Annotated in this window: 25 protein-coding genes; 13 read left to right on the forward strand and 12 right to left on the reverse strand. The window is 72.5% G+C overall.

Going from position 1 to position 24,425, the window contains the following annotated elements:
- Nucleotides 1-115 precede the first annotated feature (115 nt).
- Both Q1B24_RS15965 and Q1B24_RS15970 read right to left on the reverse strand, forming a co-directional pair.
- Complete coding sequence (locus Q1B24_RS15965; protein WP_299930885.1) at nucleotides 116-760, reverse strand: response regulator transcription factor; 645 nt, start codon at nucleotides 758-760, stop codon at nucleotides 116-118.
- On the reverse strand, nucleotides 757-2,451 hold the full coding sequence (locus Q1B24_RS15970; RefSeq protein ID WP_299930887.1) for an ATP-binding protein: 1,695 nt from the start codon (nucleotides 2,449-2,451) through the stop codon (nucleotides 757-759). The genes Q1B24_RS15965 and Q1B24_RS15970 overlap by 4 nt, the downstream gene beginning before the upstream one ends.
- Nucleotides 2,452-2,607: 156 nt before the next feature.
- On the opposite strand from Q1B24_RS15970, the gene Q1B24_RS15975 reads away from it, so the two are divergent.
- Nucleotides 2,608-3,102: a hypothetical protein gene (locus tag Q1B24_RS15975; protein WP_299930889.1), complete on the forward strand. Its 495-nt coding sequence runs from the start codon at nucleotides 2,608-2,610 to the stop codon at nucleotides 3,100-3,102.
- A 6-nt stretch (nucleotides 3,103-3,108) separates the two neighbouring features.
- On the opposite strand, the gene Q1B24_RS15980 is transcribed toward Q1B24_RS15975, so the two are convergent.
- Nucleotides 3,109-4,485 (reverse strand): MFS transporter, encoded by a 1,377-nt coding sequence (locus Q1B24_RS15980; protein WP_299930891.1) that lies wholly within the window; start codon nucleotides 4,483-4,485, stop codon nucleotides 3,109-3,111.
- A gap of 95 nt (nucleotides 4,486-4,580) precedes the next feature.
- On the opposite strand from Q1B24_RS15980, the gene Q1B24_RS15985 reads away from it, so the two are divergent.
- From Q1B24_RS15985 to Q1B24_RS16000, 4 genes are all read left to right on the forward strand, one after another.
- The gene (locus Q1B24_RS15985) at nucleotides 4,581-5,075 is read left to right on the forward strand and encodes a DUF1707 domain-containing protein (protein ID WP_299930893.1); all 495 of its coding nucleotides are present in this window, start codon (nucleotides 4,581-4,583) and stop codon (nucleotides 5,073-5,075) included.
- A gap of 42 nt (nucleotides 5,076-5,117) precedes the next feature.
- Nucleotides 5,118-6,278 (forward strand): acyl-CoA dehydrogenase family protein, encoded by a 1,161-nt coding sequence (locus Q1B24_RS15990; protein ID WP_299930895.1) that lies wholly within the window; start codon nucleotides 5,118-5,120, stop codon nucleotides 6,276-6,278.
- Between the two features lie 60 nt (nucleotides 6,279-6,338).
- Nucleotides 6,339-6,863 carry a type 1 glutamine amidotransferase domain-containing protein gene (locus tag Q1B24_RS15995; protein ID WP_299930897.1) on the forward strand — a complete coding sequence of 175 codons (525 nt, stop codon included), beginning with the start codon at nucleotides 6,339-6,341 and terminating at the stop codon, nucleotides 6,861-6,863.
- A gap of 85 nt (nucleotides 6,864-6,948) precedes the next feature.
- Nucleotides 6,949-8,856: a hypothetical protein gene (locus Q1B24_RS16000; protein ID WP_299930899.1), complete on the forward strand. Its 1,908-nt coding sequence runs from the start codon at nucleotides 6,949-6,951 to the stop codon at nucleotides 8,854-8,856.
- On the opposite strand, the gene Q1B24_RS16005 is transcribed toward Q1B24_RS16000, so the two are convergent.
- A complete protein-coding gene (locus Q1B24_RS16005) occupies nucleotides 8,841-9,533 on the reverse strand; it encodes a dihydrofolate reductase family protein (protein ID WP_299930901.1) in 693 nt (230 codons plus the stop codon). The two genes, Q1B24_RS16000 and Q1B24_RS16005, sit on opposite strands and share 16 nt — an antisense overlap.
- Before the next feature lie 31 nt (nucleotides 9,534-9,564).
- Here Q1B24_RS16005 and Q1B24_RS16010 point away from each other — a divergent pair, with 31 nt between their 5' ends.
- Nucleotides 9,565-10,467 (forward strand): dihydropteroate synthase, encoded by a 903-nt coding sequence (locus Q1B24_RS16010; protein ID WP_299930903.1) that lies wholly within the window; start codon nucleotides 9,565-9,567, stop codon nucleotides 10,465-10,467.
- Nucleotides 10,468-10,495: 28 nt separating this feature from the next.
- Here the strand turns inward: Q1B24_RS16010 and Q1B24_RS16015 are convergent, their stop codons facing one another.
- Nucleotides 10,496-11,374 carry an N-acetylmuramoyl-L-alanine amidase gene (locus tag Q1B24_RS16015; RefSeq protein WP_299930907.1) on the reverse strand — a complete coding sequence of 293 codons (879 nt, stop codon included), beginning with the start codon at nucleotides 11,372-11,374 and terminating at the stop codon, nucleotides 10,496-10,498.
- Nucleotides 11,374-12,387, reverse strand: coding sequence for a UDP-glucose 4-epimerase GalE (gene galE / locus Q1B24_RS16020; protein WP_299930909.1), 1,014 nt, complete (start codon nucleotides 12,385-12,387; stop codon nucleotides 11,374-11,376). Before galE ends, Q1B24_RS16015 begins: the two co-directional genes overlap by 1 nt.
- Nucleotides 12,388-12,429: 42 nt before the next feature.
- On the opposite strand from galE, the gene gmd reads away from it, so the two are divergent.
- Nucleotides 12,430-13,410, forward strand: a complete 981-nt coding sequence (gene gmd / locus Q1B24_RS16025; RefSeq protein ID WP_299930911.1) for a GDP-mannose 4,6-dehydratase — start codon at nucleotides 12,430-12,432, stop codon at nucleotides 13,408-13,410.
- Entirely contained in the window at nucleotides 13,407-14,342 is a 936-nt protein-coding gene (locus Q1B24_RS16030; RefSeq protein ID WP_299930913.1) for a GDP-mannose 4,6-dehydratase, read from the forward strand. The genes gmd and Q1B24_RS16030 overlap by 4 nt, the downstream gene beginning before the upstream one ends.
- A 9-nt stretch (nucleotides 14,343-14,351) precedes the next feature.
- Here Q1B24_RS16030 and Q1B24_RS16035 read toward each other — a convergent pair whose 3' ends face one another.
- The 5 genes from Q1B24_RS16035 to rfbA form a co-directional block, all read right to left on the reverse strand.
- On the reverse strand, nucleotides 14,352-14,879 hold the full coding sequence (locus tag Q1B24_RS16035; RefSeq protein WP_299930916.1) for a hypothetical protein: 528 nt from the start codon (nucleotides 14,877-14,879) through the stop codon (nucleotides 14,352-14,354).
- Between the two features lie 11 nt (nucleotides 14,880-14,890).
- Nucleotides 14,891-16,666 carry an alpha/beta hydrolase gene (locus Q1B24_RS16040; protein ID WP_299930918.1) on the reverse strand — a complete coding sequence of 592 codons (1,776 nt, stop codon included), beginning with the start codon at nucleotides 16,664-16,666 and terminating at the stop codon, nucleotides 14,891-14,893.
- A complete protein-coding gene (locus tag Q1B24_RS16045) occupies nucleotides 16,663-16,974 on the reverse strand; it encodes a hypothetical protein (RefSeq protein WP_299930920.1) in 312 nt (103 codons plus the stop codon). Before Q1B24_RS16045 ends, Q1B24_RS16040 begins: the two co-directional genes overlap by 4 nt.
- Nucleotides 16,971-17,546 carry a hypothetical protein gene (locus Q1B24_RS16050; RefSeq protein WP_299930922.1) on the reverse strand — a complete coding sequence of 192 codons (576 nt, stop codon included), beginning with the start codon at nucleotides 17,544-17,546 and terminating at the stop codon, nucleotides 16,971-16,973. Before Q1B24_RS16050 ends, Q1B24_RS16045 begins: the two co-directional genes overlap by 4 nt.
- A 78-nt stretch (nucleotides 17,547-17,624) precedes the next feature.
- Nucleotides 17,625-18,491 carry a glucose-1-phosphate thymidylyltransferase RfbA gene (gene rfbA / locus Q1B24_RS16055; RefSeq protein WP_299930924.1) on the reverse strand — a complete coding sequence of 289 codons (867 nt, stop codon included), beginning with the start codon at nucleotides 18,489-18,491 and terminating at the stop codon, nucleotides 17,625-17,627.
- Between the two features lie 63 nt (nucleotides 18,492-18,554).
- Here rfbA and Q1B24_RS16060 point away from each other — a divergent pair, with 63 nt between their 5' ends.
- The 4 genes from Q1B24_RS16060 (at nucleotide 18,555) to Q1B24_RS16075 (ending at nucleotide 23,763) form a co-directional block, all read left to right on the forward strand.
- Nucleotides 18,555-20,438 carry a DUF4012 domain-containing protein gene (locus tag Q1B24_RS16060; RefSeq protein WP_299930926.1) on the forward strand — a complete coding sequence of 628 codons (1,884 nt, stop codon included), beginning with the start codon at nucleotides 18,555-18,557 and terminating at the stop codon, nucleotides 20,436-20,438.
- Nucleotides 20,439-20,448: 10 nt separating this feature from the next.
- Nucleotides 20,449-21,447 carry a dTDP-glucose 4,6-dehydratase gene (gene rfbB / locus Q1B24_RS16065; protein WP_299930928.1) on the forward strand — a complete coding sequence of 333 codons (999 nt, stop codon included), beginning with the start codon at nucleotides 20,449-20,451 and terminating at the stop codon, nucleotides 21,445-21,447.
- A gap of 53 nt (nucleotides 21,448-21,500) precedes the next feature.
- Nucleotides 21,501-22,919 carry a bifunctional dTDP-4-dehydrorhamnose 3,5-epimerase family protein/NAD(P)-dependent oxidoreductase gene (locus tag Q1B24_RS16070; RefSeq protein WP_299930930.1) on the forward strand — a complete coding sequence of 473 codons (1,419 nt, stop codon included), beginning with the start codon at nucleotides 21,501-21,503 and terminating at the stop codon, nucleotides 22,917-22,919.
- Between the two features lie 184 nt (nucleotides 22,920-23,103).
- Nucleotides 23,104-23,763 (forward strand): TetR family transcriptional regulator, encoded by a 660-nt coding sequence (locus Q1B24_RS16075; RefSeq protein ID WP_299930932.1) that lies wholly within the window; start codon nucleotides 23,104-23,106, stop codon nucleotides 23,761-23,763.
- On the opposite strand, the gene Q1B24_RS16080 is transcribed toward Q1B24_RS16075, so the two are convergent.
- The gene (locus Q1B24_RS16080) at nucleotides 23,747-24,040 is read right to left on the reverse strand and encodes a DUF2516 family protein (protein ID WP_299930934.1); all 294 of its coding nucleotides are present in this window, start codon (nucleotides 24,038-24,040) and stop codon (nucleotides 23,747-23,749) included. The two genes, Q1B24_RS16075 and Q1B24_RS16080, sit on opposite strands and share 17 nt — an antisense overlap.
- 79 nt (nucleotides 24,041-24,119) lie before the next feature.
- Here Q1B24_RS16080 and Q1B24_RS16085 point away from each other — a divergent pair, with 79 nt between their 5' ends.
- Entirely contained in the window at nucleotides 24,120-24,422 is a 303-nt protein-coding gene (locus tag Q1B24_RS16085) for an urease subunit gamma (protein ID WP_299930936.1), read from the forward strand.
- The last annotated feature ends 3 nt before the right edge of the window (nucleotides 24,423-24,425 follow it).

Raw genomic sequence — 24,425 nt, forward strand, 5'->3', positions numbered from 1 at the left:
GCGGCAAGACTGCGGGGGCGAGACAACGACACACGAGCTCCTTCGAAGACGGAACTCGCAGCCTAGGTAGGCCCACCGACACGCGCCATACCTCTTTGGTACCGGTTGGCCCCGGTCAGCGGCCGAGCCCGGCCGACCGGGCCAGCGAGATCGCGTCCTCGCGCGAGCCGACGTCGAGCTTGGTGAGCATCTCCGAGACCCGGTTGCGGATCGTCTTCGGTGCGAGGAACAGCCGACCCGAGATCTGCTGCGTGGTGAGGCCACGGGCGAGCAGGTCGAGGATCTCCCGGTCGCGGGCGTCGAGCCGACCGAGGACGTCGGTGTCGGGGACGGCCGACGCGGCGACCCGCACCGAGGCGCTGGCGCCGGCGCTGAGCACGACCGAGCCCGCTGCGGTCGCGCGGATGGCTCCGAGCAGCTCCTCCGGTGGCGCGTCCTTGAGCAGGTAGCTGTCCACGCCGTCGGCGAGGCTGCGCAGCACCGTGACCGGCTCGCGCGCCATCGTCAGGATGACCAGCCGGGTCGAGACCCAGCGCTCGCGGAGCCGCAGGCCTAGTGCGACGCCGTCGCCGTCGGGCAGGTGCAGGTCGAGCACGCACACGTCGGGCGGCTGGTCGCCGGGCAGGTCGTCCGCGAGGGCGAGGGCTGCCGCGACGGTCCCGGCCGCGCCCGCCACCTCCATGCCCGGGTCGGCACCGACGAGCGCGGACAGGCCGGCGAGCACCACGGGATGGTCGTCGACCAGCAGCACGCGGATCACGCGGTCGGCTCCGGCACCACGAGGCGTACGACAAGCCCGCCGCCGTCGCCCGGGGTGACGTCGAGCCGACCGCCGGCCTCCCGGGCGCGTGCGGCGAGGGAGGTGAGCCCGACACCGGGCACCACGGGTCCGCCGCGCCCGTCGTCGGTGACGGTCGCCTCCAGGACGCCGTCGAAATGCGTGACGCGTACGTCGACCCGGCGGGCGTCGGCGTGCCTCGTCGCGTTGGTCACCGCCTCGGCGACGAAGCGGTAGGCGACGATCGCACGCGGGCCATCCACGTCGCCGGCATCCTGGGCGTCGAGGGTCAGCGCGGGGCCGGCGGCGTCGAAGGACCCGACGAGGGTGGTGAGCGCCCCGGCGAGGTCGGCGCCGACCAGCGGCTCCGGCGTCAGCGCGGAGACGATGCGCCGCAGGTCGGCGCGGCAGGCAGCCAGGTCGCCGGCGAGCGCCGCGAGGTCGAGACCGGTGCCGGTCGCACGCGCCGCCTCGACCCGCATCCCCATGCCCGCCAGGGCCGGCCCGAGGTCGTCGTGGAGGTCGGACAGGATCCGGGCCCGCTCGACCTGGCGCTGCTGGACCACCTCGTTGCGGGCGTGCTGCGCCTCGACCGCGAGGTCGACGGCGCGGGCGGCCAGCGCCACGGTGGGGGCGAGCTGGCGCACGACCGCGTGCTGGCGGGCCTCGAGACCCTCGGGGTGCCGACCCCGGACCGACATCGTCCCGACGCGCTCCTCCCCCACGACCAGCGGCACGGTGGTCCAGCCGGGCCGGTCGTCGACCTCGTCCAGCACGATCTCGACGGCGTCGGTGCCGCTCGCCACCGCGACGAGGTCGCCCGCGGTGGCCAGCAGCAGCCGCGGGTCGCCCTCGCGGCGAAGGTCTCCGGAGAGGGTGACGAGGTCGTCGGGCGAGAGGATCCCGGTGCCGTAGCGGCGCGCCATCCACCCGCGGCGCAGGCTCACCGCGGCCGGCGTGGCCATCATGATCGTGACGGCCGCAGCGAGAGCGCCGACGACCTCGGCGCCGAAGATCCGCTCGTGCTCGGCGAAGGTCCACATCAGCCCGCCCGCCGCCACCCCGGCCGCGAGCACCCCCACCAGCAGCCCGACGTCGACCAGCGGCTCGACGACCGGACGCGGCTCCCGGGCCAGCGCCGCCCCGGCAACCGCCCCGGCGACAGCCAGCAGGCCGATCGTCGCGACGACCCCGAAGTCGGTCGCCGAGGCCCACGTCCACGCGACGGCGCCCGCAGCAACGGCCACGACCGCCCACAGCACGATCCACGTGCGCCAGCGGCGGGCGGCACGCCCGGTGGCGGGCAGCGCCGCGGCCGCCACGGCCAGGACCGGCAGCATCCAGAGCGGTCCGGCGGCGGCTCCGGGCGCGGCGCTCGGCAGGATCGCGAGCACCATCGCCGGCGGCGTCAGCGCGGCGACCACGACGGCCGCCCAGCCGACCGGCGATCGCGGCGAGCGGTCGAGCAGCACGACGCCGGCGATCCCGAGCGGCAGCCAGCCGAGCAGCGGCAGGCTCGCGTCCGCGACGAGCCGGTCGTGCGGCAGCACCAGGATCGGCGGCAGCACGCCGAGCGACAGCAGCGCGACGGCCGCGAGCACGTGGCCGGACACTCCGCCCGGCGCGGGCGCCGGGGCAGACAGGTCCGCGACCGGGGCCGACACTGTGGTCATGACGTCAGTATCCGCGCCGACGACCGGGCCCGGAAGGCTCCGGGAACGGCCCGGGACGACCGCGGGACGACGCGGGACGGCAGGGCCTCGCCCCCGGGCCACGCACCGCTCCACAGTTGCATCGACCGCCTGGTCCCGCAGCCCCGAGGAGACACCATGACCACCAGCCCCACCGCGGCCGTCGTCGACCGCCGCACCCGCGTCCCCGCCTACCCGGTGCTCGTCGGCGCGATCTACGCGATCTGCGTGCTGGGGATGTCGACCAGCATCCTCGCCGAGATGGCCTTCGGCTACACCGGCAGCGGCGACGCGCCGCGCTCGCTCGGCGAGCAGCTGGCCGGCGTGCTCGGCTTCGGCACGCTCGCCCTCGTCGTGTCCGTGCTGTCCGTGCGGCTGCTGCGCTCGGAGCGCCAGCGTCAGGTCGGCGCCATCGTGCTCGGCATCGCCGCGGTGCCGGCCCTCGCGTTCTTCTGGTGCGGCATGCCGGCCCTGCTCGGCGCCGCGGCGGCCGCGCTCGCCGGCCTGACGCGCGGTCGTACGCCGGTGGCCGGGGCCGCACGCGTGTTCGGCCTCATCGGGCTGGCCTTCGCCATCATCAACCCGATCGTCAACTTCCTCGGCGTGACGATCTCCTGGCTGACGACCTCCTGACGGAGGTCAGTCCGCGACGGGGTCCACGACGGGCCCGGCGACGGGCGCGGCGCGCAGCGTCGGGGCCAGCACGACGAGGCCCAGCAGCGGCAGCACGGCGAGGACGAGCAGCGCGACAGGCATGCCGAGCGGTCCGCTGATCCCGGCGACGATGGCCGAGCCGATGCTGCCACCGATGAGGAAGAGCAGCGTCGAGACCCCCATCGCCACACCGCGTACGTCGTCGTGCACCGCGTCGCCGACGACCGCGCTGAGGGCCGGCTGACCGAGGCCGAAGGCGAAGGTGACCAGGATGATGCCGACCACCAGCACGGTCGCGCTCGACCACAGGGCGCCCGCGGTGGCGACCAGCAGCGCGGCGGACGCGACGAGTCCGGCGACCGCCAGCGACCGCCCGGGGCCGATGCGGGTGAGCATCGGCCCGGTCACCTGCGGGACGAGCAGGGCGACCGCGGCGCTCGGCACCATCGCCAGGCCGACCTGCCACGCCTCCCAGCCCTCGGCGAGCAGCACGGCAGGCAGCGCGATCAGCATGGCGAACCACGCCGCCGGGACGGCCGAGGCGGCGACGGCGCTGCGCACGACGGTGGCGTTGCGGATGACCTCGACGGGCAGGAAGCCGTCGGGGCGACGACGTACGTTGGCGCGCACCGCCGGCACGCCGAGCACGAGCAGGGTCGCACCGATCGCGGCCACCAGCAGCCCGGCCGACGGGGACTGCACGAGGAGCACCATCCCCGCGGCGGTGAGGGCGACGACGATCGCGCCGACCACGTCGAGGCGCGCGCCGCTGCCACCGGTGGGCAGCGCGCGCCACAGCAGCGGCACGACGAGGGCGCCGAGGATGGGCAGCGCCATGACGGCGCGCCACCCCCATGCGGCCTCGACCAGTCCGCCGATCAGCGGGCCGAGGCAGCTCACCGCGGCCGCGACGCCGGCGAGGCGACCGAACGCGAGGCCGCGGACCTCGCCGGAGTACTTGGCGGACAGGATGGTGACGCCCAGGGTCGGTACGGCCGCTGCACCCGCGCCCTGCAGCATGCGGGCGCCGAGCAGCACCTCGAACGTCGGCGCGAGAGCCGCGACCAGCGCGCCGACCGACATCAGCACGAGGCCGGCGAGCAGCGGGGCGCGCACACCGATGAGGTCGGAGATCCGGCCGTAGAGCGCGGTGGTGACGGCCAGCATCAGGACGTAGAGGCTGATCGCCCACGCGGCCAGGCCGGCGCTCACCCCGAGGTCCTCGCCGAGCAGGGCCAGCGCGACGGCGGCGCTCGAGGAGCCCATGCCGGCCAGGCCGAAGAGGAGGCCGAGCAGCATCGAGACCCGTCGCGAGTCGTCCGGGGCGTCGGTGCGGCCGGTGGCCGGGCTCGGTGTGGTCATCGACGTGCGACAACAGCGCCCGCCCGTGCTGCATTCCCCCACAGATGCGCCGAAGACGGCCGCGCGGCCCCGGACTCCGCCGTACGCTGGGGCCCATGAGCACGCCGTACGACGGGCCCTCGGGACCGGGCGACCCGGGACCGAGCGAGGCCTACCTGCGGTGGCGGCACCTGCAGGAGCGGGCCGACGCCCAGCACGACGCGCTGCTCGTCTCCGACGCCGAGCGCGACCAGGTCTGCCGGCGTCTGTCCGCGGCCTTCAGCGAGGGGCGGATCACCTCCCCCGAGCTCGACGAACGCACCTCACGCGCCCTCGCCGCTCGCACCTACGGCGACCTGGAGGACGTGATGGTCGGGCTGGAGCCGCCCGCCGCGGCGTCGTACCGACCCGTGGTGCCGGGCCACCCGCTGCCCCAGCGGAGCGTCCTTCCGCGGCTCGTCTTCTGGCTGGTCGGGCTCCTCACCGCTCCCTTCATCCTCGTCGGCAGCGTGCTGGTGCTCTCCGGCGAGTCGATCTTCGGCCTGGTCCTGGTCCTGCTGTTCCTGCCCGGGCTGATCGCCCTCTACCGCTGGTCCCATCCCCGCACCTGACCGATCGGTCGGTCACCGCCCTCCGCGGGTAGCCTGCGCAACATGACCGCTCGCCGCCAGCTGCCCACCGACGAGGCCCGCGACCTGCTCGCCCTCACCCGCGAGATCTGCACCAAGGAGCTCGCGCCGCGGTCGGCGGAGGCGGAGGCCACCGAGACGTTCCCGCGCGACGTCTTCCGGATGCTCGGCCAGGCCGGCCTGCTGTCGCTGCCCTACCCGGAGGAGCACGGCGGCGGCGAGCAGCCCTACGAGGTCTACCTCCAGGTGCTCGAGGAGATCGGCGCCGTCTGGTCCTCCGTCGGCGTGGGCGTCTCCGTGCACGCGCTGTCGTGCTTCGGGCTGGCCTACTTCGGCACCGACGAGCAGCGCGCCGAGTGGCTGCCCGACATGCTCAGCGGTGACCTTCTCGGGGCCTACTGCCTCTCCGAGCCGCACGCCGGCTCCGACCCCGCCGCGATGCGTACGACGGCCCGCCGCGACGGCGACTCCTACGTCCTCAACGGCGCCAAGGCCTGGACCACCCACGGCGGCCACGCCGACTTCTACAAGGTGATGGCCCGCACCTCCGACGACCGCAATGGCATCTCCTGCTTCCTGGTCCCGGCCTCTGCTGAGGGGCTCTCCGCCGACCCGCCGGAGCGCAAGATGGGCCTCACCGGCTCGGCGACGGCGACCATGCGCTTCGACGACGTCCGCGTCGACGCCTCGCGCCGGCTGGGCGCTGAGGGCGAGGGCCTGAAGATCGCGCTCGCCGGGCTCGACTCCGGCCGTCTCGGCATCGCCGCCGTCGCCGTCGGCCTCGCCCAGGGCGCCCTCGACTCCGCCGTGGCCTACGCCCGCGAGCGCGAGACCTTCGGCTCGAAGATCATCGACCACCAGGGCCTGGCCTTCGTCCTCGCCGACATGGAGGCCGCGATCGTCTCGGCCCGCGCGACGATGCTGCACGCCGCGCGCCTGCGCGACGCCGGGCTGCCGTTCTCCCGCGAGGCGTCGGTCGCCAAGCTCGTCGCCACCGACAACGCCATGAAAGTCACCACCGACGCCGTCCAGGTCCTCGGCGGATACGGCTACACCCGCGACTTCCCCGTCGAGCGCTACATGCGCGAGGCCAAGGTCATGCAGATCTTCGAGGGCACCAACCAGATCCAGCGCATGGTCATCTCCCGCTCGCTCGCCAAGGACAACGCCGGCGTCATCGGCTGAGGAACGCTCCCACCCCTGCGTGTGTTGTCCACCCCCGGAGCGCGAGCAACCGTGGGAAGCATGTCCAAGCGCATCGCATTCCTGACCGCATCCGAAGGCGTCGAGGAGGTCGAGCTCACCAAGCCGTGGCAGGCAGCGCTCGACGCCGGCCACACCGCCGAGCTCCTGTCCGCCGACGAGGGCGAGGTGCAGCTCTTCCAGCACCTCGACAAGTCCTCCACCCAGCGCGTCGACCGTCGCGTCTCCGACGTGTCCGTGGCCGACTACGACGCCCTGGTCCTGCCCGGCGGCGTCGCCAACCCCGACGCCCTCCGCATGGACGAGGAGGCCGTCGCCTTCATCCGCGACTTCATCGACACCGGCAAGCCCGTCGCCGCCATCTGCCACGCCCCCTGGACCCTCGTCGAGGCCGACCGCGTGAAGGGCAAGCGCCTCGCGAGCTGGCCGAGCCTGCAGACCGACATCCGCAACGGCGGCGGCGAGTGGGTCGACGAGGAGGTCGTCGTCGACGGCAACCTCATCACCAGCCGCAACCCCGACGACATCCCGGCCTTCAACAAGGCCCTGCTCGACGCGCTGGGCTGAGCCCGGACTTCCCGGGGTGTGGCGCCCGTCACGGCGATGGTGCACAGTGGATTGGAAGCGCTCTCACACCCCGGGAAGGTCCCCCATGCCCCCACGCCTGCCACCCCGTCGTACGCCGCTGCGCGCGGCGCTCACCGCCCTCGCACTCGCCCTCGCCGGCCTGTCCCCGCTCGCCCTCGCCCCCAGCACCGGTGCCACCCCACCGCCACCGGCACCGACCTCGCAATCGCCTGACCTCGGCGAGCGGGTCGTCGTCTTCGACCCGTCGATGCCCGTCGCGGAGATCCGCGACCGGGCCGACGCCATCTGGGAGCAGCAGGTCGACGCCGAGATGTCGGAGGAGCGGTGGAGCCTGCTGTTCCGACCCGGCACCTACGGCACCGCCGCCGAGCCGCTGCAGATCAAGGTCGGCTACTACACCGAGGTCGCCGGCCTCGGCGCCTCACCGTCCGACACCGTCATCAACGGCAAGGTCGAGGTCTACAACCGCTGCCTGACCGACGGGCCGACCCAGCCCTACTGCGTGGCGCTCAACAACTTCTGGCGCTCGATGTCCAACCTGACGATCGACGTCAACGGCACCGGCCAGGACGGCTGCCGCGCGAGCGCCAACTTCTGGGCCACCTCGCAGGCCTCCTCGCTGCGCCGCGTCGACATCCGGGGCGGCAACCTCTCCCTGATGGACTACTGCACCGCCGGACCGCAGTTCGCCAGCGGCGGCTACCTCGCCGACTCCCGTGCCGGCACGGTGATCAACGGCTCGCAGCAGCAGTGGCTCACGCGCAACAGCGAGGTCGGCGAGTGGTCCAACGGTGTGTGGAACCAGGTCTTCGCCGGCACCATCGGCGCCCCCTCCGAGGCCGGCTTCCCCACCCCGCCCTACACCACCCTCGACACCACCCCGGTCAGCCGCGAGAAGCCGTTCCTGCACATCGGTGACGACGGCTCCTGGCGGGTCCGGGTGCCCGACGCGCAGACCGACTCGCGCGGCACCACCTGGGCCGACGGCCCGACCGCGGGTCGCGACCTGCCGCTGTCGTCGTTCCACGTGGCGACCCCCGCACAGCCCGCGAGCGTGCTGGCCAAGGCCCTCGACCGCGGCAAGAACCTGCTGCTCACACCCGGCGTGTACGACGTCGACCGCAGCCTGGTGATCCGCCGTGACGACACCGTCGTGCTCGGCCTGGGCCAGGCGACGCTGACGGCCGTCGGCGGCGCCACCCCGGTCGTCGTACGCCACCAGGCCGAGGGCGTCGTCCTCGCCGGCCTCACCGTCGACGCCGGCACCGAGCTCTCGCGCAACCTGGTCCACATCCAGGGCCAGCCCGGCAACAAGCAGAAGCCGCGCACCAGCACGCCCAGCACGACCCTCAACGACGTCTACATCCGCGTCGGCGGTCCCCATGTCGGCCGCGCCGACACCTCGTTGCGCATCGACGCCGACGACGTGCTGATCGACCACGCGTGGGTGTGGCGCGCCGACCACGGGATCGAGGGCTTCACGGCCGGCGCGAGCGGAGACACCGACCGGTGGAACACCAACATCGGCCGCCAGGGCGTGGTCGTCGACGGCGACCGCGTCAGCGCGACCGGCCTGTTCGTCGAGCACTACCAGGAGTTCAACACCGTCTGGAACGGCGAGGACGGGCACGTCGTGCTCTATCAGAACGAGCTGCCCTACGACCCGCCGAGCCAGGCCGACTGGACCCGTCCCGACGGCACCCTCGGCTGGGCCGGCTACAAGGTGTCCGACCAGGTGCGGCGCCACCAGCTCTTCGGAGGCGGGGTGTACGTCTTCAACCGCAACGACCCCACCATCACGACCGAGAGCGGCTTCGAGGTGCCCGAACGCGCCGGCGTACGCCTGCACCACGTGCTGACCGTCAACCTCGAGGCGGGCAGCATCGAGCACGTCGTCAATGACGTCGGTGCCCGCGTCGACAGCTCGGCGCCGGGCGTGCCCAGCTACGTCGTGGACTACCCGGCCGGCTGAGCCTCCACCAGCCAGCGCCCCAGCAGCGTCCCGTCCTGCTCGAGCAGCAGGGCGGGACGCAGCGCGACGTCCACCTCGGCGCCGGTGGCGATGCGTACGGCGTCACCGCCCGTCAGGGTCGGCACGATCGTCCAGCAGAGCTCGTCGACGACGCCCGCGGCCAGCATGTCGGCGAAGAGCGACGGGCCGCCCTCGCACAACATCTCCGTCCAGCCCCGCTCGGCCAGCGCGGCCTTGAGCGCGACGAGGTCGATCTCCTCATCGCCGAGCACCAGGACGTGGTCCTCGCCCAGCGCATCGCGAGCGGCCGCCAGCCCGTCGGAGCTCCCGACGGTCGCCATCAGCACCCGGCCGGGCGGTGCCTCGGCCAGCGTCGGCGGGACGTCGGCGGAGCGGCTGACCACGACGATCGGCACCCGCGGGACGTCGTACTCCTCCTCGCGGATCGTGCCCGCGCCGACCACCAGGCAGTGCGCGCGCCGCCTCAGCGCGTCGAACACCCGCTTGTCGGCGTCGTTGTTGATGGTGCCGCTCAGCCCGTCCGACCCGGTCGCCGCACCGTCGATGGTGCTGACGAAGTTGACCCGCAGCCACGGCTCGCGCTCCGGGGTGTAGGCCGCCGCGAGGTCGTCGTCGGAGAGGTCGGCGAGGTGCTGCAGCACGAGGGGTTCGCTCACGGCCTTCATCCTGCCGCCTACGCTTTCGAGCGTGATCACCCTTGCGGATCTGACGACCCTGCACGCCGAGCACGGCGAGTCGTGGGGCCGCCCCGTCACCCCGGTCGTCCTCGACGGACCCCGCGGGCCGGTGTCGATCGGCGACGGCTCGGTGACCCTGATGGGCTGCATCAACCTCTCCCGCGACTCGACCTACCGCGAGAGCGTCGCCACCAGCCCCGCCGACGCCGTCCGGATGGGCCGCATCCAGGCCGCCCAGGGGGCCGCGCTCATCGACCTCGGCGCCGAGTCGAGCAACGCCCGGGCGGCGCGCGTGACGGTCGCCGACCAGGTCGCCACCCTCGTGCCCGCCGTGAAGGAGCTCGCCGCCGAGGCCGTCGTCTCGGTCGAGACCTACGAGCCGGAGGTCGTGCGCGCCTGCCTCGACGCCGGCGCCCGCGTGCTCAACATGACCGGGCGACAGCACGAGGACGAGATGCTCACGCTCGCCGCCGAGTACGACGCCGCTGTCGTGATGTGCTTCGGCACCACCGCCAACGTCCGCGAGATCGCCGACGTACCTCCCGACGCCGACCCGATGCCGGTGCTGCTCGACCACTTCTCGCCGCGGCTCGAGCACGCCCGCTCGCTCGGCGTCGACAAGGTGGTCGTCGACCCCGGGATGGGCTTCTACTACGGCAACCTCGTCGACCCGATGACCCGCGCCCGCCACCAGTCCCGCGTGCTGGCCCAGGCCTTCCGCCTGCGGCCGCTCGGCGCGCCGGTGTGCAACGCGCTGCCGCACACCTACGACCTCTTCGGCGACGAGTTCCGCAAGGCCGAGGGCTTCTACGGCGTCCTCGCCGCCCTCGGTGGCTCCCACCTCCTCCGGATCCACGAGGTCGCCCACCTCCGCGTCGTGCTCCGGGCGATGGGTGAGCTCGACGTCCGCTGACGCCGACACCTTGAAGGCAGTTCGCGGCTCAGGCGGCATCAGCCACGCACAGCCGGGCGCTGCCGCGGCCGAACTGCCTGCATGGTGTCAGCCCAGGAAGCGGCGCACCCCGGAGACGAGCCCCGCGGGCATAGCGGGCGCGCCCGGCGGGCGAGGTCATCACCCGCGCCTCAGCGGCGCTGCGCATGTTGCCGAGCTCGACCATCACGGTGGGTACGTCGGAGAGGTTGAGGGTGGCGAGGTCGGAGCGTACGTCGATCCCGTCCCCGCCGGCGGTGTAGGTCGCGACGCCGAAGCGCTGCGCCAGGAGGCCGGCCTTCACCGAGGTGGCCAGCCGGCGCGAGGGCCGGTGGATGTCGGCGGTCCACGGTGCCCGGTCGGGCGGGGTGATGACGTGGAAGCCGCGCGCGCCGGCGGCGTACGACCCGTCGGCGTGGACCGACAGCTTGAGATCGGCGCCAAGGGCATTGCCCGCCCGGCCGCGTGCGTCGACGCACGGACCCCAGCGGTCCTGGCGGTTGCCGTGCCGGGTCAGGCGCACCGTCGCGCGCAGCTCGCGCAGCCGGGCCGCGACCAGGCGGGCGACCTGCCAGACGAAGGTGGCCTCCGGGTAGCCGCCGTTCGTCGCGGTGCCGGTGGTGTTGCACGGCTTCGTGAAGCCACCGGCGGGCACCGGGCGGTTGATGCGGCGCGGGAAGTGGCGGTTGCCGAGCTGGTGGCCGGGGTCGATGACGATGACCCGCCCGGCCAGCGGAGACGCCGCGCGCCGGGGTAGTTCGGGACGATCTGGTTGGCCCAGGGCCGGCTTGCCGACCAGATCGTCCCTAGATACCGCGGTGGCGGCCGAGGCGCCGAGGAGGGCGACGACGAGGGCGACGACCGTGGCAACCGCGCCCCGGTGGAGCATCAGCCCACGAAGCCGTGCGGGTTCTGCGACTGCCAGCGCCAGGTGTCGGCGGCCATCTCGTCGATCGACTTGGTGGTGCTCCAGCCGAGCTCGCGGTTGGCCTTGGACGGGTCGGCGTAGGACGTGGCGATGTCACCGGGTCGCCGGGCCACCACCTCGTAGGGCAGCTCGCGGCCGACGGCCTTCTCGAACGCGCGGAGCATCTCCAGGACGCTGGTGCCGTGGCCGGAGCCGAGGTTCCAGGTGTGGACCGCCTCGTCGGTGTCCTCGAGCGCCTTCAGCGCAGCGATGTGACCGGCGGCGAGGTCCTCGACGTGGATGTAGTCACGGACGCCGGTGCCGTCGACCGTGTCGTAGTCGTCGCCGAAGACCATCAGCTTGTCGCGCTTGCCGACGGCGACCTGGGCGATGTAGGGCACCAGGTTGTTGGGGATGCCGGAGGGGTCCTCGCCGATCGTGCCGGAGGGGTGCGCGCCGACCGGGTTGAAGTAGCGCAACAGCGCGAAGCGCATCTCGGGCGCGGCCACGGCGACGTCGCGCAGGATCTGCTCCTGCATCACCTTGGTCCAGCCGTAGGGGTTGGTCGCATAGGTGCGGCGGTCCTCGGTCGCGGCGGCCTGGTCCTCGCCGTAGACCGTGGCGCTCGAGGAGAAGACGAGCTTGTCGACGTCGTACTTCTGCATCGCCCGCACGAGCGAGAAGGTGGAGACGAGGTTGTTCTCGTAGTACGTCAGCGGCTTCTCGACGCTCTCGCCGACCGCCTTGTGGCCGGCGAAGTGGATGACGCCGTCGAAGTGCTCGGCCGCGAAGAGGTGCTCGGTCTTGTCGTAGTCGCACAGGTCGAAGGAGTGCAGCGTGATCTGCTCCCCGGTCAGCGCCTCGAGCCGGCCCATCACGGTCGGGTTGGAGTTGCTGAAGTTGTCGACGATGACGACGTCGTAGCCTGCGGCGACGAGCTGGATGACGGTGTGCGAGCCGATGTAGCCGGCACCGCCGCTGACGAGGATCTTCATGCGGCCCACCCTAACGAGGATCCTGCTGACAGAATGCCCCGCATGCCGAGCGCCCTCATCACCGGGATCACGGGGCAGGACGGCCTCTACCTCGCCGAGCTGCTCCTCGAGAAGGGGTACGACGTCCACGGCCTGCTGCGCGGCCAGAACAACCCGCGCCGCGCCCTGGTCGAGGACCTCGTGCCCGACGTCCGCCTCCACAACGGCGACCTGACGGACCTGTCGAGCCTGATGCGGGCGATGCGCGACTCGCAGCCCGACGAGGTCTACAACCTCGGCGCCATCTCGTTCGTGGCCTACTCCTGGGAGAACGCCTTCGTCACCAGCGACGTGACCGGCATGGGTGTGCTCAACATGCTCGAGGCCGTACGCCTCCACGCCGGGGACGACCCGTCGTCGATCCGCTTTTACCAGGCCTCGAGCTCGGAGATGTTCGGCAAGGTGCAGGAGGTGCCGCAGTCGGAGAGCACCCTGCTCTGGCCCCGCTCGCCCTACGGCGTGAGCAAGGTCTACGGCCACTACATGACGATCAACTACCGCGAGTCCTACGGCATGCACGCCTCCTCGGGCATCCTGTTCAACCACGAGTCGCCGCGCCGCGGGCCGGAGTTCGTGACCCGCAAGATCAGCCAGGCCGTCGCCAAGATCCACCTCGGCCAGCAGGACTCGATGGCGCTCGGCAACCTCGACGCCCGCCGCGACTGGGGCTACGCCGGCGACTACGTCGAGGCGATGTGGCGGATGCTGCAGCAGGACGAGGCCGACGACTACGTCATCGCCACCGGCGAGACCTGGTCGATCCGCGACTTCCTCGACCTCGCCTTCGCTCACGTCGGCATCGACGACTGGAGCAAGCACGTCACCCAGGACCCACGCTTCATGCGCCCGGCCGAGGTGGAACTGCTCATCGGCGACGCGTCCAAGGCCAAGGACAAGCTCGGCTGGACGCCCACCGTCTCCTTCGCCGAGCTCGTCGCGATGATGGTCGACGCGGACATCGCAGCCGCCAAGGCGGGCTGGTGACCGCAGCCGCCTTCATCACCGGCATCGGCGGCCAGGACGGCACCTACCTCGCCGAGCGGCTGGTCGCCGACGGCATGGAGGTCCACGCGCTGGTCCTCGAGGCCGACGGCCACCCGGCCCACTGCCCGGCGGAGGTCGTGCTCCACACCGGCGACCTCGGCGACGTCGAGGCCACCCGCCGGCTGGTGCGCGAGATCGCACCCCGCGAGGTCTACAACCTCGCCGCGATCAGCTCGGTCGCCCAGTCGTGGGACGAGCCCGACCGCACCGCCCACGTCAACGGCCTGGCCGCGGTCGCGCTGATGGAGTCCGCGCGCGCGGTCGACGGCGTACGCCTCGTGCAGGCCTCGAGCGCCGAGATCTTCGGCGAGGCGTCGGAGTCGCCACAGGACGAGGAGACCCCGATCGCGCCGGTCAACCCGTACGGCGCCGCGAAGGCCTTCGCGCACCTGTCCGCCCGCGTCTTCCGCCAGCGCGACCTGCACGTGTCGAGCGCGATCCTCTACAACCACGAGTCGCCGCGCCGGCACCCGCGCTTCGTCACCCGCAAGATCACCTCGACGGTCGCCGCCATCGCGCGCGGCGAGGCCGACGAGCTGGTCCTCGGCAACATCGACGTACGCCGCGACTGGGGCTGGGCCCCCGACTACGTCGACGCGATGGTGCGGGCCGCCCGCGCCGACGAGCCGGGCGACTACGTCGTCGCCACCGGCACCGCCCACTCCGTGCGCGACTTCGTGGCCGCCGCCTTCGCGGCCGCCGGGATCCACGAGTGGGAGCACCTGGTGCGGCAGGACGCGGCGTTCTTCCGCCCGGCCGACCCGACCGAGCTCGTCGGTGACGCGACCCGCGCGCGCGAGGAGCTGGGCTGGGCGCCGACCGTCGACTTCGCCGAGATCGTGCGGCGGATGGTCGCCGCCGACCTGGCCTGACCCCGCTGGTCAGTCGAGCGGGATGTCCTCGGAGTTGTCCCGCTCGACCGGCTCGGTGTCGGTGGGCACCTCGACCTCGCCCTCCTGGTCGAGGGTGAGCACCAGCTCGCGCTCGCCGACCTTGGTCCAGCCGATGGTGGTGCGGAAGTCGTCGCGCTCGAGCTGCGCCCAGGGCTCGGAGGCGTCGAGGCCGTCGGACGTCCGCGTCCAGCCGGCCTCCTCGAGCGCCGCGGCGGCCTGGTCGACCTGCTCGCCCTCGGCACCCTCGCCGACCACGACCGCGGAGGCCTTGTAGTCCTCGGCGCGGTAGGTCGACATGCCCTCGCTCTCGACGCGCCCCTTCGCGCGCTCGACGGCGAGCCCGCCGCCGGTCAGGGCGGCGGCCATGTCGCGGAGCTCGGCGTTGACCGCCTGCTTCATCGACGCCAGGTCGTCGGCGGCCTGCTCGGGGTCGGGGTCGCCGCACGACCCGAGTCCCATGGCCAGCCCGAGGGCGAGCGCGATCGCCAGCAGCATCCGCAGCGGGAGCAGTCTCATGCCACCCATCCTCACCGGTCGGGGCTCGTGTCGGAGCGCCCGGGCTGGTTCGCCGTCGGGTCGCGGTCCCACTCGGGGTCGCGCGGGGCGTCGTACCAGGGGTCGTAGCTCTGCTCCGCGGTGTTGATGTCGTCGCCGTGGCCGTCGACGATGCGGCCGATGTTGTAGAGCGACTCGGTGTCCTGGTCGAGGTAGGAGCTGTGCGCGTCGCCGGTGTTGCGGTGCCAGCTGCGGTCGACGTCCTCGGCCTCGAAACGGTTCGCGTCGAAGTCCTCCGACGACGGGTCGGTGCCCAGCCCGATGCCGAACTTCCCGACCCACCCCTCGTCACCCAGCACGGCCACGAAGTCGCGGCTGTCGCGGCCGACGTAGACGTGGTCGGCGCCGGGCCCGAGGTCGCTGGCGTGGTCGGCCGGACCCGCGCCGGGGCTGCCGATGAGGACCACCTCGTCGACGTCCGACGCGTCCCCGTGTGTGGCGTACGACGTCGTGGTGGAGCCGTAGCTGTGGCCGACCGCCGTGAGGTGCGCGGGGTCGTCGGGCCGGGAGGCGCGCAGCCCGTCGATGGCGTCGGCGAGGTTGCGCCCGCCCTCCTCCGCACGCCCCTCGCTGAGGGTGGCGAGGTCGGTCGGGCCGTGGGGCGCGTCGTAGCCGAGCCAGAACATGGAGGCCACGCTGGAGCCGTCGCCGTTGTAGCGCGTCGACTCGTAGAGGTTCATCATCCGGTCGGTGTAGTAGGTCGTGTCGCCCATGTCCGTGTTGATGCCCGGCGTGAAGACCGCGACGTCGGTGGCGTGGTCGAGGTCGCCGACCGCGACGGCCACCCGCCCGTCGCCGTCGTACGCGGCAGGGTCGTAGAGCCACAGCGTGCCGCCGGGGCGCAGCGTCGGGTCGAGCGGGTCGGTGTAGGCGTCGGCGTTGGCGAGCGCGTCGCGCGCCTGCCCGGCGTTCTCGAGCACCCGCCGCTCGAGCGGGGAGATGGTGCCGTCCTCCTCCTTGGCCGCGAGCCGGGCGAGGTCGTCGTCGAGCAGCACCCGGTTGGCCTGGTCGCGGGCCCCGGCGGGCAGTCCGTCGCCCTGGCCGACGCGCTCGGGGTAGGCGGCGATGACCGCCTCGCGCTCGGCCTCGGAGAGGCCCTCCCACCACTGCTGCACCTCCTCGGGCGTCGCGCCGCTGCCGGGCGCGCCGGGGCGGTTCATCGCGGACTCCGCCATCGGCGGGATGCCGCCGTCGCCGGACAGCGACTCCGGCAGGGTGTCGGCGGCCTGGAAGACCTGGCGCAGCAGCGTCTCGTTGTCGCGCACCCGCCGCTGCAGGTCGTCGTCGGCGGTGACCAGCTCGGAGTAGTCGGCGCGCAGGTCGACCGACCGCTCACGGAAGGCGGCGATCTCGTCGTCGGTGACGTCGGTCGCGGCGTTGATGTCCGCGATCAGGGCGGTGCGCCGGTCGTCGAGGCCGCGCTTGCGCTCGACGAGGTCCTCGTGGTCGCGCAGCAGGTCGCGCAGGGTGTCGGCGAAGGCGGTCACGCCCCGGCCCACCCGGCGTACGGTCGTGGCCATCGCCGAGTGCTCGGTCGAGGCCGTGCCGGAGGCCTCCTTGTAGGAGGCGTAGGCGATGCCCGTCCAGCTGCCGAGCTCCTGCAGCTCGCGGGACCGGTCGGCGAACTCCTCGTAGCGTCCGGCCGCGGCGTAGATCGTCGTCGCGAGCGTGTCCGCCCCGCCCGCGTCGCCCTCGGGCTTCCTCAGCTGCGCCGGGACCGACGCCGGCACCTCGATCGTGACGGTCACCGCGCCGGCCCCAATCGCCCGTCGAGGTCGCTGAACTGCCGGTCGGTCGCGTCGTCGGTGGTCGAGTAGTCGTCGGACGTCGCGTGCAGCGCGCCGACGAAGCCCTGCGCGATCGCGGCGCTCTCAGCGGCGTATCCGGCCCACCGGGTCAGGAAGGTCGTCGCCGCGCCCTGCACGCTCGGCGGCAGCGCCGAGGCGGACGCGCTGCGCAGCTCGCGGGCCGAGGTGTCCATCAGCGTCTCCTGCGACTCCCACCCCTGGGTGCCGCGGCGCAGGGTCTCCATCTGCCAGACCAGCGGGTCGCTCATCGCTGCCCCCCGATCGCCTCGGCCGCCGCAGCCTCGCCGACGACGACCAGGGCGGAGCGGATCCGCAGCACCACGCGGCCGGCAGTCGGCGCCAGCACCTGCACGTCCTCACGGCCCACGCGGCCGGGTCTCCCGGCGAGGACACGGGGTACGCCGTCGGGCGGGGCCAGCACGTGCCAGCCGTCGGCCTCGGTCAGGAGGTCGCGAGCGCGCTGGAGGGCGTCGGAGGCGACGACCGGGTCCAGGTCGTCGAAGGTCGCCGTGCCCTGCCAGCGCAGGGTGCCGGGCGCGGCACCGGCGAACCACACGTCGTCGGGGTGGGTCGGCTCACCCTCCAGACCGAGGGCCGCCCAGAGCGCAGCCATCCGCGCACGCAGCTCCACCCGGGCCGCGTCGGGCTCGACCGTCGGCTCGTCGGCCGGGACCTCGGCGCGGTCGGGTGCCTCGGGTGGCAGCACCACGAGGTCGACGTCGTCGTGGCGACGCAGCACCGTCGCCCAGAACGGGTCCTGCAGCACCTGCCGCGCCGCGGGCGCACCCGTGACGAGGTCGAGCGAGTTCGGGTCGGGCAACGGGTCCTCCTCCAGGATGCGACTGAGCTGCGCTTCGCTACCCCAGTCCTCCCCCGTCGGGGGCCCGCCCAAACGCGGTCAGCCGTGCTGGAGGAGGCTCCGCAGGTACTCGCCGTAGCCGCTCTTGCGCAGCGGCTCGGCGCGCGCGACGAGCTCGTCGTCGGAGAGCCAGCCCATCCGCCAGGCGACCTCCTCCGGAGCACCGACCTTGAAGCCCTGCCGGCCCTCGATGGTGCGCACGAAGTTCGACGCGTCGTTGAGCGAGTCGAAGGTGCCGGTGTCGAGCCACGCAGTGCCGCGGGGCAGCACCTCGACGTGGAGGCGGCCCTCCTCGAGGTAGCGGCGGTTGAGGTCGGTGATCTCGAGCTCACCGCGCGCCGACGGCTCCAGCTCGGCGGCGTACTGCACCACGTCGTTGTCGTAGAAGTAGAGCCCCGGCACGGCGAAGTCGCTCTTGGGGTTCTCCGGCTTCTCCTCCAGCGACAGCGCGCGGCCCTGGTCGTCGAACTCGACGACGCCGTAGGCCCGCGGGTCGGCGACGTGGTAGCCGAAGACCGCCGCACCGTCGAGCTCGGAGAAGCGCAGCAGCTGGTGGCCGAGGCCGGAGCCGTAGAAGATGTTGTCGCCCAGGACGAGCGCGGACCGCTGGTCGCCGATGTGGTCGGCGCCGATGATGAAGGCCTGCGCCAGCCCGTCCGGCGAGGGCTGCACCGCGAAGGTCAGGTTGATGCCGAACTGCGAGCCGTCGCCCAGCAGCCGGTGGAAGCCGTCGGCCTCGTGGGGCGTGGTGATGATCAGGACGTCCCGGATCCCCGCGAGCATGAGCGTGGAGAGCGGGTAGTAGATCATCGGCTTGTCGTAGACCGGCACCAGCTGCTTGCTGATCCCCTGGGTGATCGGGTGCAGTCGCGAGCCGGTGCCACCGGCCAGGATGATTCCGCGCATGGCTGCACCCTAGGGTGCAGCCGCGATTCTCGTGGCCTCCCGCCCCTTTGGCACCATGGCCGCATGTCGTCCTCCCGTCGCGCCACGCCGCGACGGCTGGTCCGGCCGGCGACGGTGGTCGGCGGCCTGTTCCTGCTGCTGGTGGTCCTGGCCCTGCTGGCGATCCCCTTCCTCTCGGCCCCCGGGCACGCCGAGGCCGCGCGCACCGAGCTGACCGCCGCGAAGGACGCCCTGGACGCCGGTGACACCGACGAAGCGGTCGCGGCCGTCGAGCGGGCGCGCGAGGAGACCGACGACCTGCAGGGGTCCGTCCAGGGCATCGGCGGCGACGTGTGGAGCTGGGTGCCGGTCGCCGGCGGCCCGGTGCGCGACGTACGCCGCCTCGGCAACGCGCTCGACGAGCTGGTCGCCGTGGCGGAGACCGGCGTACGCATCCTCCCGCAGGTGCGCGGCGAGGAGTCGACGCTCGTGAACGACGGCAACGTCGACATCGAGGTGCTGGAGTCGGTGATCGACGACCTGCGCGAGGTGTCGACGCGGCTCGACGACGCCCAGGCCGAGCTCGCGGACGTCGCCGACTCGCGCCCCGTCGTGGGCGAGCGTCTCGCCGAGGCGCGCGACCAGGCGCAGGGGGAGGTGGGCCCGCTGGCCGACGGGTTGGCGTCGATCGACCCGCTGCTCGACCACCTGCCGAAGATCCTGGGCCGCGACGCGAGCCGGCAGTACCTCGTCGCGCTGCTCAACCCCGCCGAGATGCTCTTCTCCGGCGGCACACCGCAGACCTTCGTCACCGTCGACCTCGACCGCGGCCGGCTGTCGATGGGCGAGACGGTCGACCTGTCGACCGCGCCCGGTGCGGCGCAGCCGCGCTACTGGCGCAAGGTCAGCGGCAACCCGCTCCACCGCGGCAAGATGAAGCCGGCGCTGGCCACGATGGCCCCCGACTGGCGGGTCTCGGGCAACGAGCTGGCCAACGCCTGGCGCAGCCTGCGCGGGCGCCGGCTCGCGGGCGTGGTCGTCATCGACGTGGTCGCCATCTCGCGGCTGCTGGACGTGTCCGGCCCCCTCGAGGTGCCGACCCTCGGCACGCTGACCGGTGACAACCTCGTCGAGAAGCTCATCGGCAGCTACGACGACTACCCCGAGCCCGCGCAGCGCAAGGCCGTGAACCGGGCCCTCGCTCCCGTCTTCGTCGACCGACTCCTCTCCGGCAACGACCCCGTCGGCACCGGCCGCTCGCTCGCACAGGCGGCCGACGAGCGCCGCTTCGCCCTCTTCTTCCGCAGCCCCGAGGAGCAGGCCGTCTTCGACGACCTCGGGCTCACCGGCCGCCTGTCCGACACCGAGCACGACTACATCGGCGTCTTCACGCAGAACAAGGTGCCCAGCAAGTCCGACTACTGGCAGCGCCGGACCGTCAGCACCGACGTCGCCGTGCGCGAGGACGGCAGCGCCCGCGTCCGGATGGAGGTGGAGGTCCACAACGACTCCCCGCCCTACGTCCAGCCGGTCCCCGACCCGGGCGAGGGCTACTTCACCCGCTGGAACACCCTCAGCATCGCGCCGTTCCTGCCCACCGGCGCCACCTTCGACTCGGTCGCGGTCGACGGCGAGCCGCTGCAGACCTCGCCGCGCAACTTCTTCGGCCGCTACTTCATCCGCCCCGAGGTGGTGTTCGCGCCGCAGGCCCGCCACACCCTCGCGGTGACGTACGACGTCCCTGCCGCCGCGGTGCGCGACGGCGACGGGCTCGCCTACCGGCTGGCGATCGACCCGCAGGGCATGGTCGACCCGCAGGGCGTCCGGGTCCGGGTCAGCTTCCCGCGCGGTTACGCCGTCGACGAGGGCGTGCCCGACGGGTGGTCGACACGCGGCGGCCGGGTGGCGACGTACACGACCGACGCGCTCGAGACCGTCGAGTCGTTCGAGGTCCTCGCCCACCCCTAGACTCCGCGCCATGGAACGCCTTCTCGTGACCGGGGGCGCGGGGTTCATCGGGTCGAACTTCGTGCACCACCTCGTCGACCACACCGACCTGAGGATCACCGTCCTCGACAAGCTGACCTACGCCGCATCGAAGGAGTCGCTGGCGGGGCTGCCCGAGGACCGGGTGCAGCTGGTGGTCGGCGACATCGCCGACGAGGACGTCGTCGACCCGCTGGTGGCGGCGCACGACGCGGTCGTGCACTACGCGGCCGAGTCGCACAACGACAACTCGCTCCACGACCCGAGCCCGTTCATCAGGACCAACATCCTCGGGACCTACACGATCCTCGAGGCGGTGCGGAAGCACGACAAGCGCCTGCACCACGTCTCGACCGACGAGGTCTACGGCGACCTCGAGCTCGACGACCCCAAGCGCTTCACCGAGGACACGCCCTACAACCCGTCCTCCCCCTACTCCGCGTCCAAGGCCGGCTCCGACCACCTGGTCCGTGCCTGGGTGCGCAGCTTCGGCGTCCGCGCGACGGTCTCGAACTGCTCGAACAACTACGGGCCCTGGCAGCACATCGAGAAGTTCATCCCGCGCCAGATCACCAACGTCATCGACGGCGTGCGCCCCAAGCTCTACGGCTCCGGCGAGAACGTCCGCGACTGGATCCACGCCGACGACCACTCCTCGGCCGTGCTGACGATCCTGGAGAAGGGCGAGATCGGCGAGACCTACCTGATCGGCGCCGACGGCGAGAAGAACAACCTCGAGGTCGTCCGGCTGATCCTCACGCTCATGGGCAAGAGCGCCGACGACTTCGACCACGTCAACGACCGCGCCGGCCACGACATGCGCTACGCCATCGAGTCGGGCAAGCTGCGCCAGGAGCTCGGCTGGCAGCCGCAGTTCCAGGACTTCGAGGCCGGCCTGGCCAACACCATCGAGTGGTACCAGGCGCACGAGGACTGGTGGCGCCCCCACAAGGACGCGACCGAGGCGAAGTACGCCGAGAAGGGCCAGTAGCCTCCGCTGGTTGAGCAGCGAGCGCAGCGAGCGTGTCGAGACCAAGGAACCCCATGACCCAGCTTTCAGTCGAGACCACCCCGATCCCCGGTCTCCTCGTCGTCCGCATGCCCGTCCACGGCGACGCCCGCGGGTGGTTCAAGGAGAACTGGCAGCGGGAGAAGATGGTCGCCCTCGGGCTGCCCGACTTCGGCCCGGTCCAGAACAACATCTCCTTCAACGCCTCGCGCGGCGCCACCCGCGGCATCCACACCGAGCCGTGGGACAAGTTCGTCTCCCTCGCGACCGGCCGCATCTTCGGTGCGTGGGTCGACATGCGCGAGGGCGACTCGTTCGGGACGACCTTCTCGATCGAGCTCGACCCCTCGGTCGCGGTCTTCGTGCCGCGGGGCGTCGGCAACTCCTACCAGGCGCTCGAGGACGGCACGGCCTACACCTACCTCGTCAACGACCACTGGCGCCCGGGCGTGAGCTACCCCGCCCTCCACCTCGGCGACGAGTCCGCCGCCATCCCGTGGCCGATCCCGCTCGACGAGGCCGAGATCTCCGAGAAGGACCACAACAACCCGCGCCTGGCCGACGTCGTGCCGATGGCGCCCAAGAAGACGCTCGTGGTCGGCGCCCTCGGCCAGCTCGGCCGCGCGCTCCACGCGGCATACCCCGATGCCGACCGCGTGGACCTGTTCGCCGGCGAGGGTGTCACCGCCCTCGACCTGACCGACGCCGACGCGGTCGCCGCCTGGCCGTGGCACGAGTACGCCGTGGTGCTCAACGCCGCCGCCTACACCGCCGTCGACGCGGCCGAGACTCCCGAGGGCCGCGTCGCCGCCTGGGGCGCCAACGCCTCCGGCCCGGCGACCCTGGCCCGGCTGGCCCGCGAGCACGGCTTCACCCTCGTGCACGTCTCGTCCGAGTACGTCTTCGACGGCACCGCGCCCCTCGATCCCGGGCACACCGAGGACGAGCCGCTCTCCCCGCTCGGCGTCTACGCCCAGAGCAAGGCAGCAGGCGACATCGCCGTCGGCCTCGCGCCGCGCCACTACCTGCTCCGCACCAGCTGGGTGATCGGCGAGGGCAAGAACTTCGTCCGCACCATGCGGACGCTGGCCGAGAAGGGCGTCTCCCCCAGCGTGGTCGACGACCAGGTCGGCCGGCTGACGTTCACCGACGAGCTGGTCCGGGCGATCCGCCACCTGCTCGACACCGGGGCCGAGTTCGGCACCTACAACATCTCCAACGGTGGCCCCGCGATGTCGTGGCGCGAGATCGCGCAGGCGGTCTTCGAGCGCTCCGGCCGCAGCGCGGACGACGTGTCGGGCACGACCACGGCGGCGTACGCCGAGGGGGTCCTGGCCCAGGGCAACCCGTTCGCCCCCCGCCCGCTCAACTCCGCGATGTCGCTCGACAAGCTGCGCGCCACCGGCTTCGAGCCCGAGGACGCGATGACCGCTCTCGACCGCTACCTCGCCTGACGTCCCGGGCGACCGCCCCGGCCCAATCCGCCCTCATGGCGAGAGTTGAATTGACGTCAATTCAACCTTCCCGGACGCCCGCCTCCCGGTGCCGGCGGAAGGTGAACAGGCGTCAGTCGGGTCGCGCGACTGCCCCTGTGGATGAGCACCGCGCGGGCGCCCGGCCTTCTGTTCTGCTGGGACCATGGACCTCGACGAGCGCTACATCCCCCGGTCCGGCCCGATGTTCAACGCGAGGAGCTTGGCGAAGGCGGAGATGGCCACCGACCTCGCCATCCCGCTGCTGGCTGACGGTGGCTGGTCGGCGGTCACGCTACGCACGGTCGCAGCGGCCGCCAACGTGACGCCGCAGGCCATCGCCGCCTGGTTCCCGTCCGTCACGGCGATGCGCAGGGCGATCGCCGAGCGTTACGGGAACAGGTGGGTCGATGAGCGTCGTGCGGTGGCGAGCCGAAGGCTGGTCCGCACCGCCAGACCTGCATCCGTCGACAGCGCGCGGTCCCAGGTCGCACTCGCGCTCCTGCCGGGAACCTGGCCGGAGGAGGTCTTCGACGGCATCTGGCTCACTGTGGCTGAAGCCGGCCGGTGGGACGAGGTGACCGGCTTGGTCGTGGCTGCGGTCCAGGAGCGCGAGCGAGATGTGGTCGCCGAGCTCCTCGAGGAGCAGCTGTGGGACTTCCCGTCCTTCCCGGAGGGCATGGGTGAGCAGCGGTTCGAGCAGCACGTCGACCTCGTGCTCGCGCTCGTGCGGGGCCTGCGGGTGGCTCGCACCGCGTCTCACGCCCGCATGGACGCCGATCGCGCCGCCGTCGTCCTGGACGGCGGACTCAGCGCCGCGACGTGACCTCGGCAAGCGCGGGGCGCACGTCAGCGATGTAGACGAGCGAGGCGATCGTGAAGATCAGGTGGATGATCCCGAGGGGCGAGGAGCCGATCAGGATCAGCTGGGCCGCGAAGCCGAGGCCGGTGATCGCGCACCACGCCTGCTTGGTGAGCTTGCCGGCCGCCTGGTAGGCCTCGGCCGAGTAGGTCAGCGAGTTGATGAACGCGAATCCCTTGATCGCGAGCAGCGCGACGAGCACGACCAGCATCAGCGTGCTCTGGAACGCATAGATGTCCACGGCACGAGGGTAGCCGGACGGAGCCAGACGTGACGATCACGTCATCTGGACGTAACAGCGGCTGCCTATGTTTCGTCAGGTGCACCTGACCCCGTCCGACACCGAGAAGCTGCTGCTCGCCGTGGCCGGCATGGTCGCCCGCGACCGGCTCGCCCGCGGCGTCCGCCTCAACTACCCGGAGTCCGTCGCGCTGCTGAGCACCTGGGTCATCGAGCGCGCCCGCGAGGGGGCGTCGGTCGCCGAGCTGATGTCCAGCGGCCGCGAGGTGCTCACCTCGGGCCAGGTGATGCCCGACGTGGTGCCGATGCTGACCGAGGTGCAGGTCGAGGCCACCTTCCCCGACGGCCGCAAGCTCGTCACCCTCCACGACCCGATCGGCTGAGAG

The sequence above is a fragment of the uncultured Nocardioides sp. genome (genome assembly GCF_947488025.1).
In the GTDB taxonomy this organism is placed as follows: domain Bacteria; phylum Actinomycetota; class Actinomycetes; order Propionibacteriales; family Nocardioidaceae; genus Nocardioides.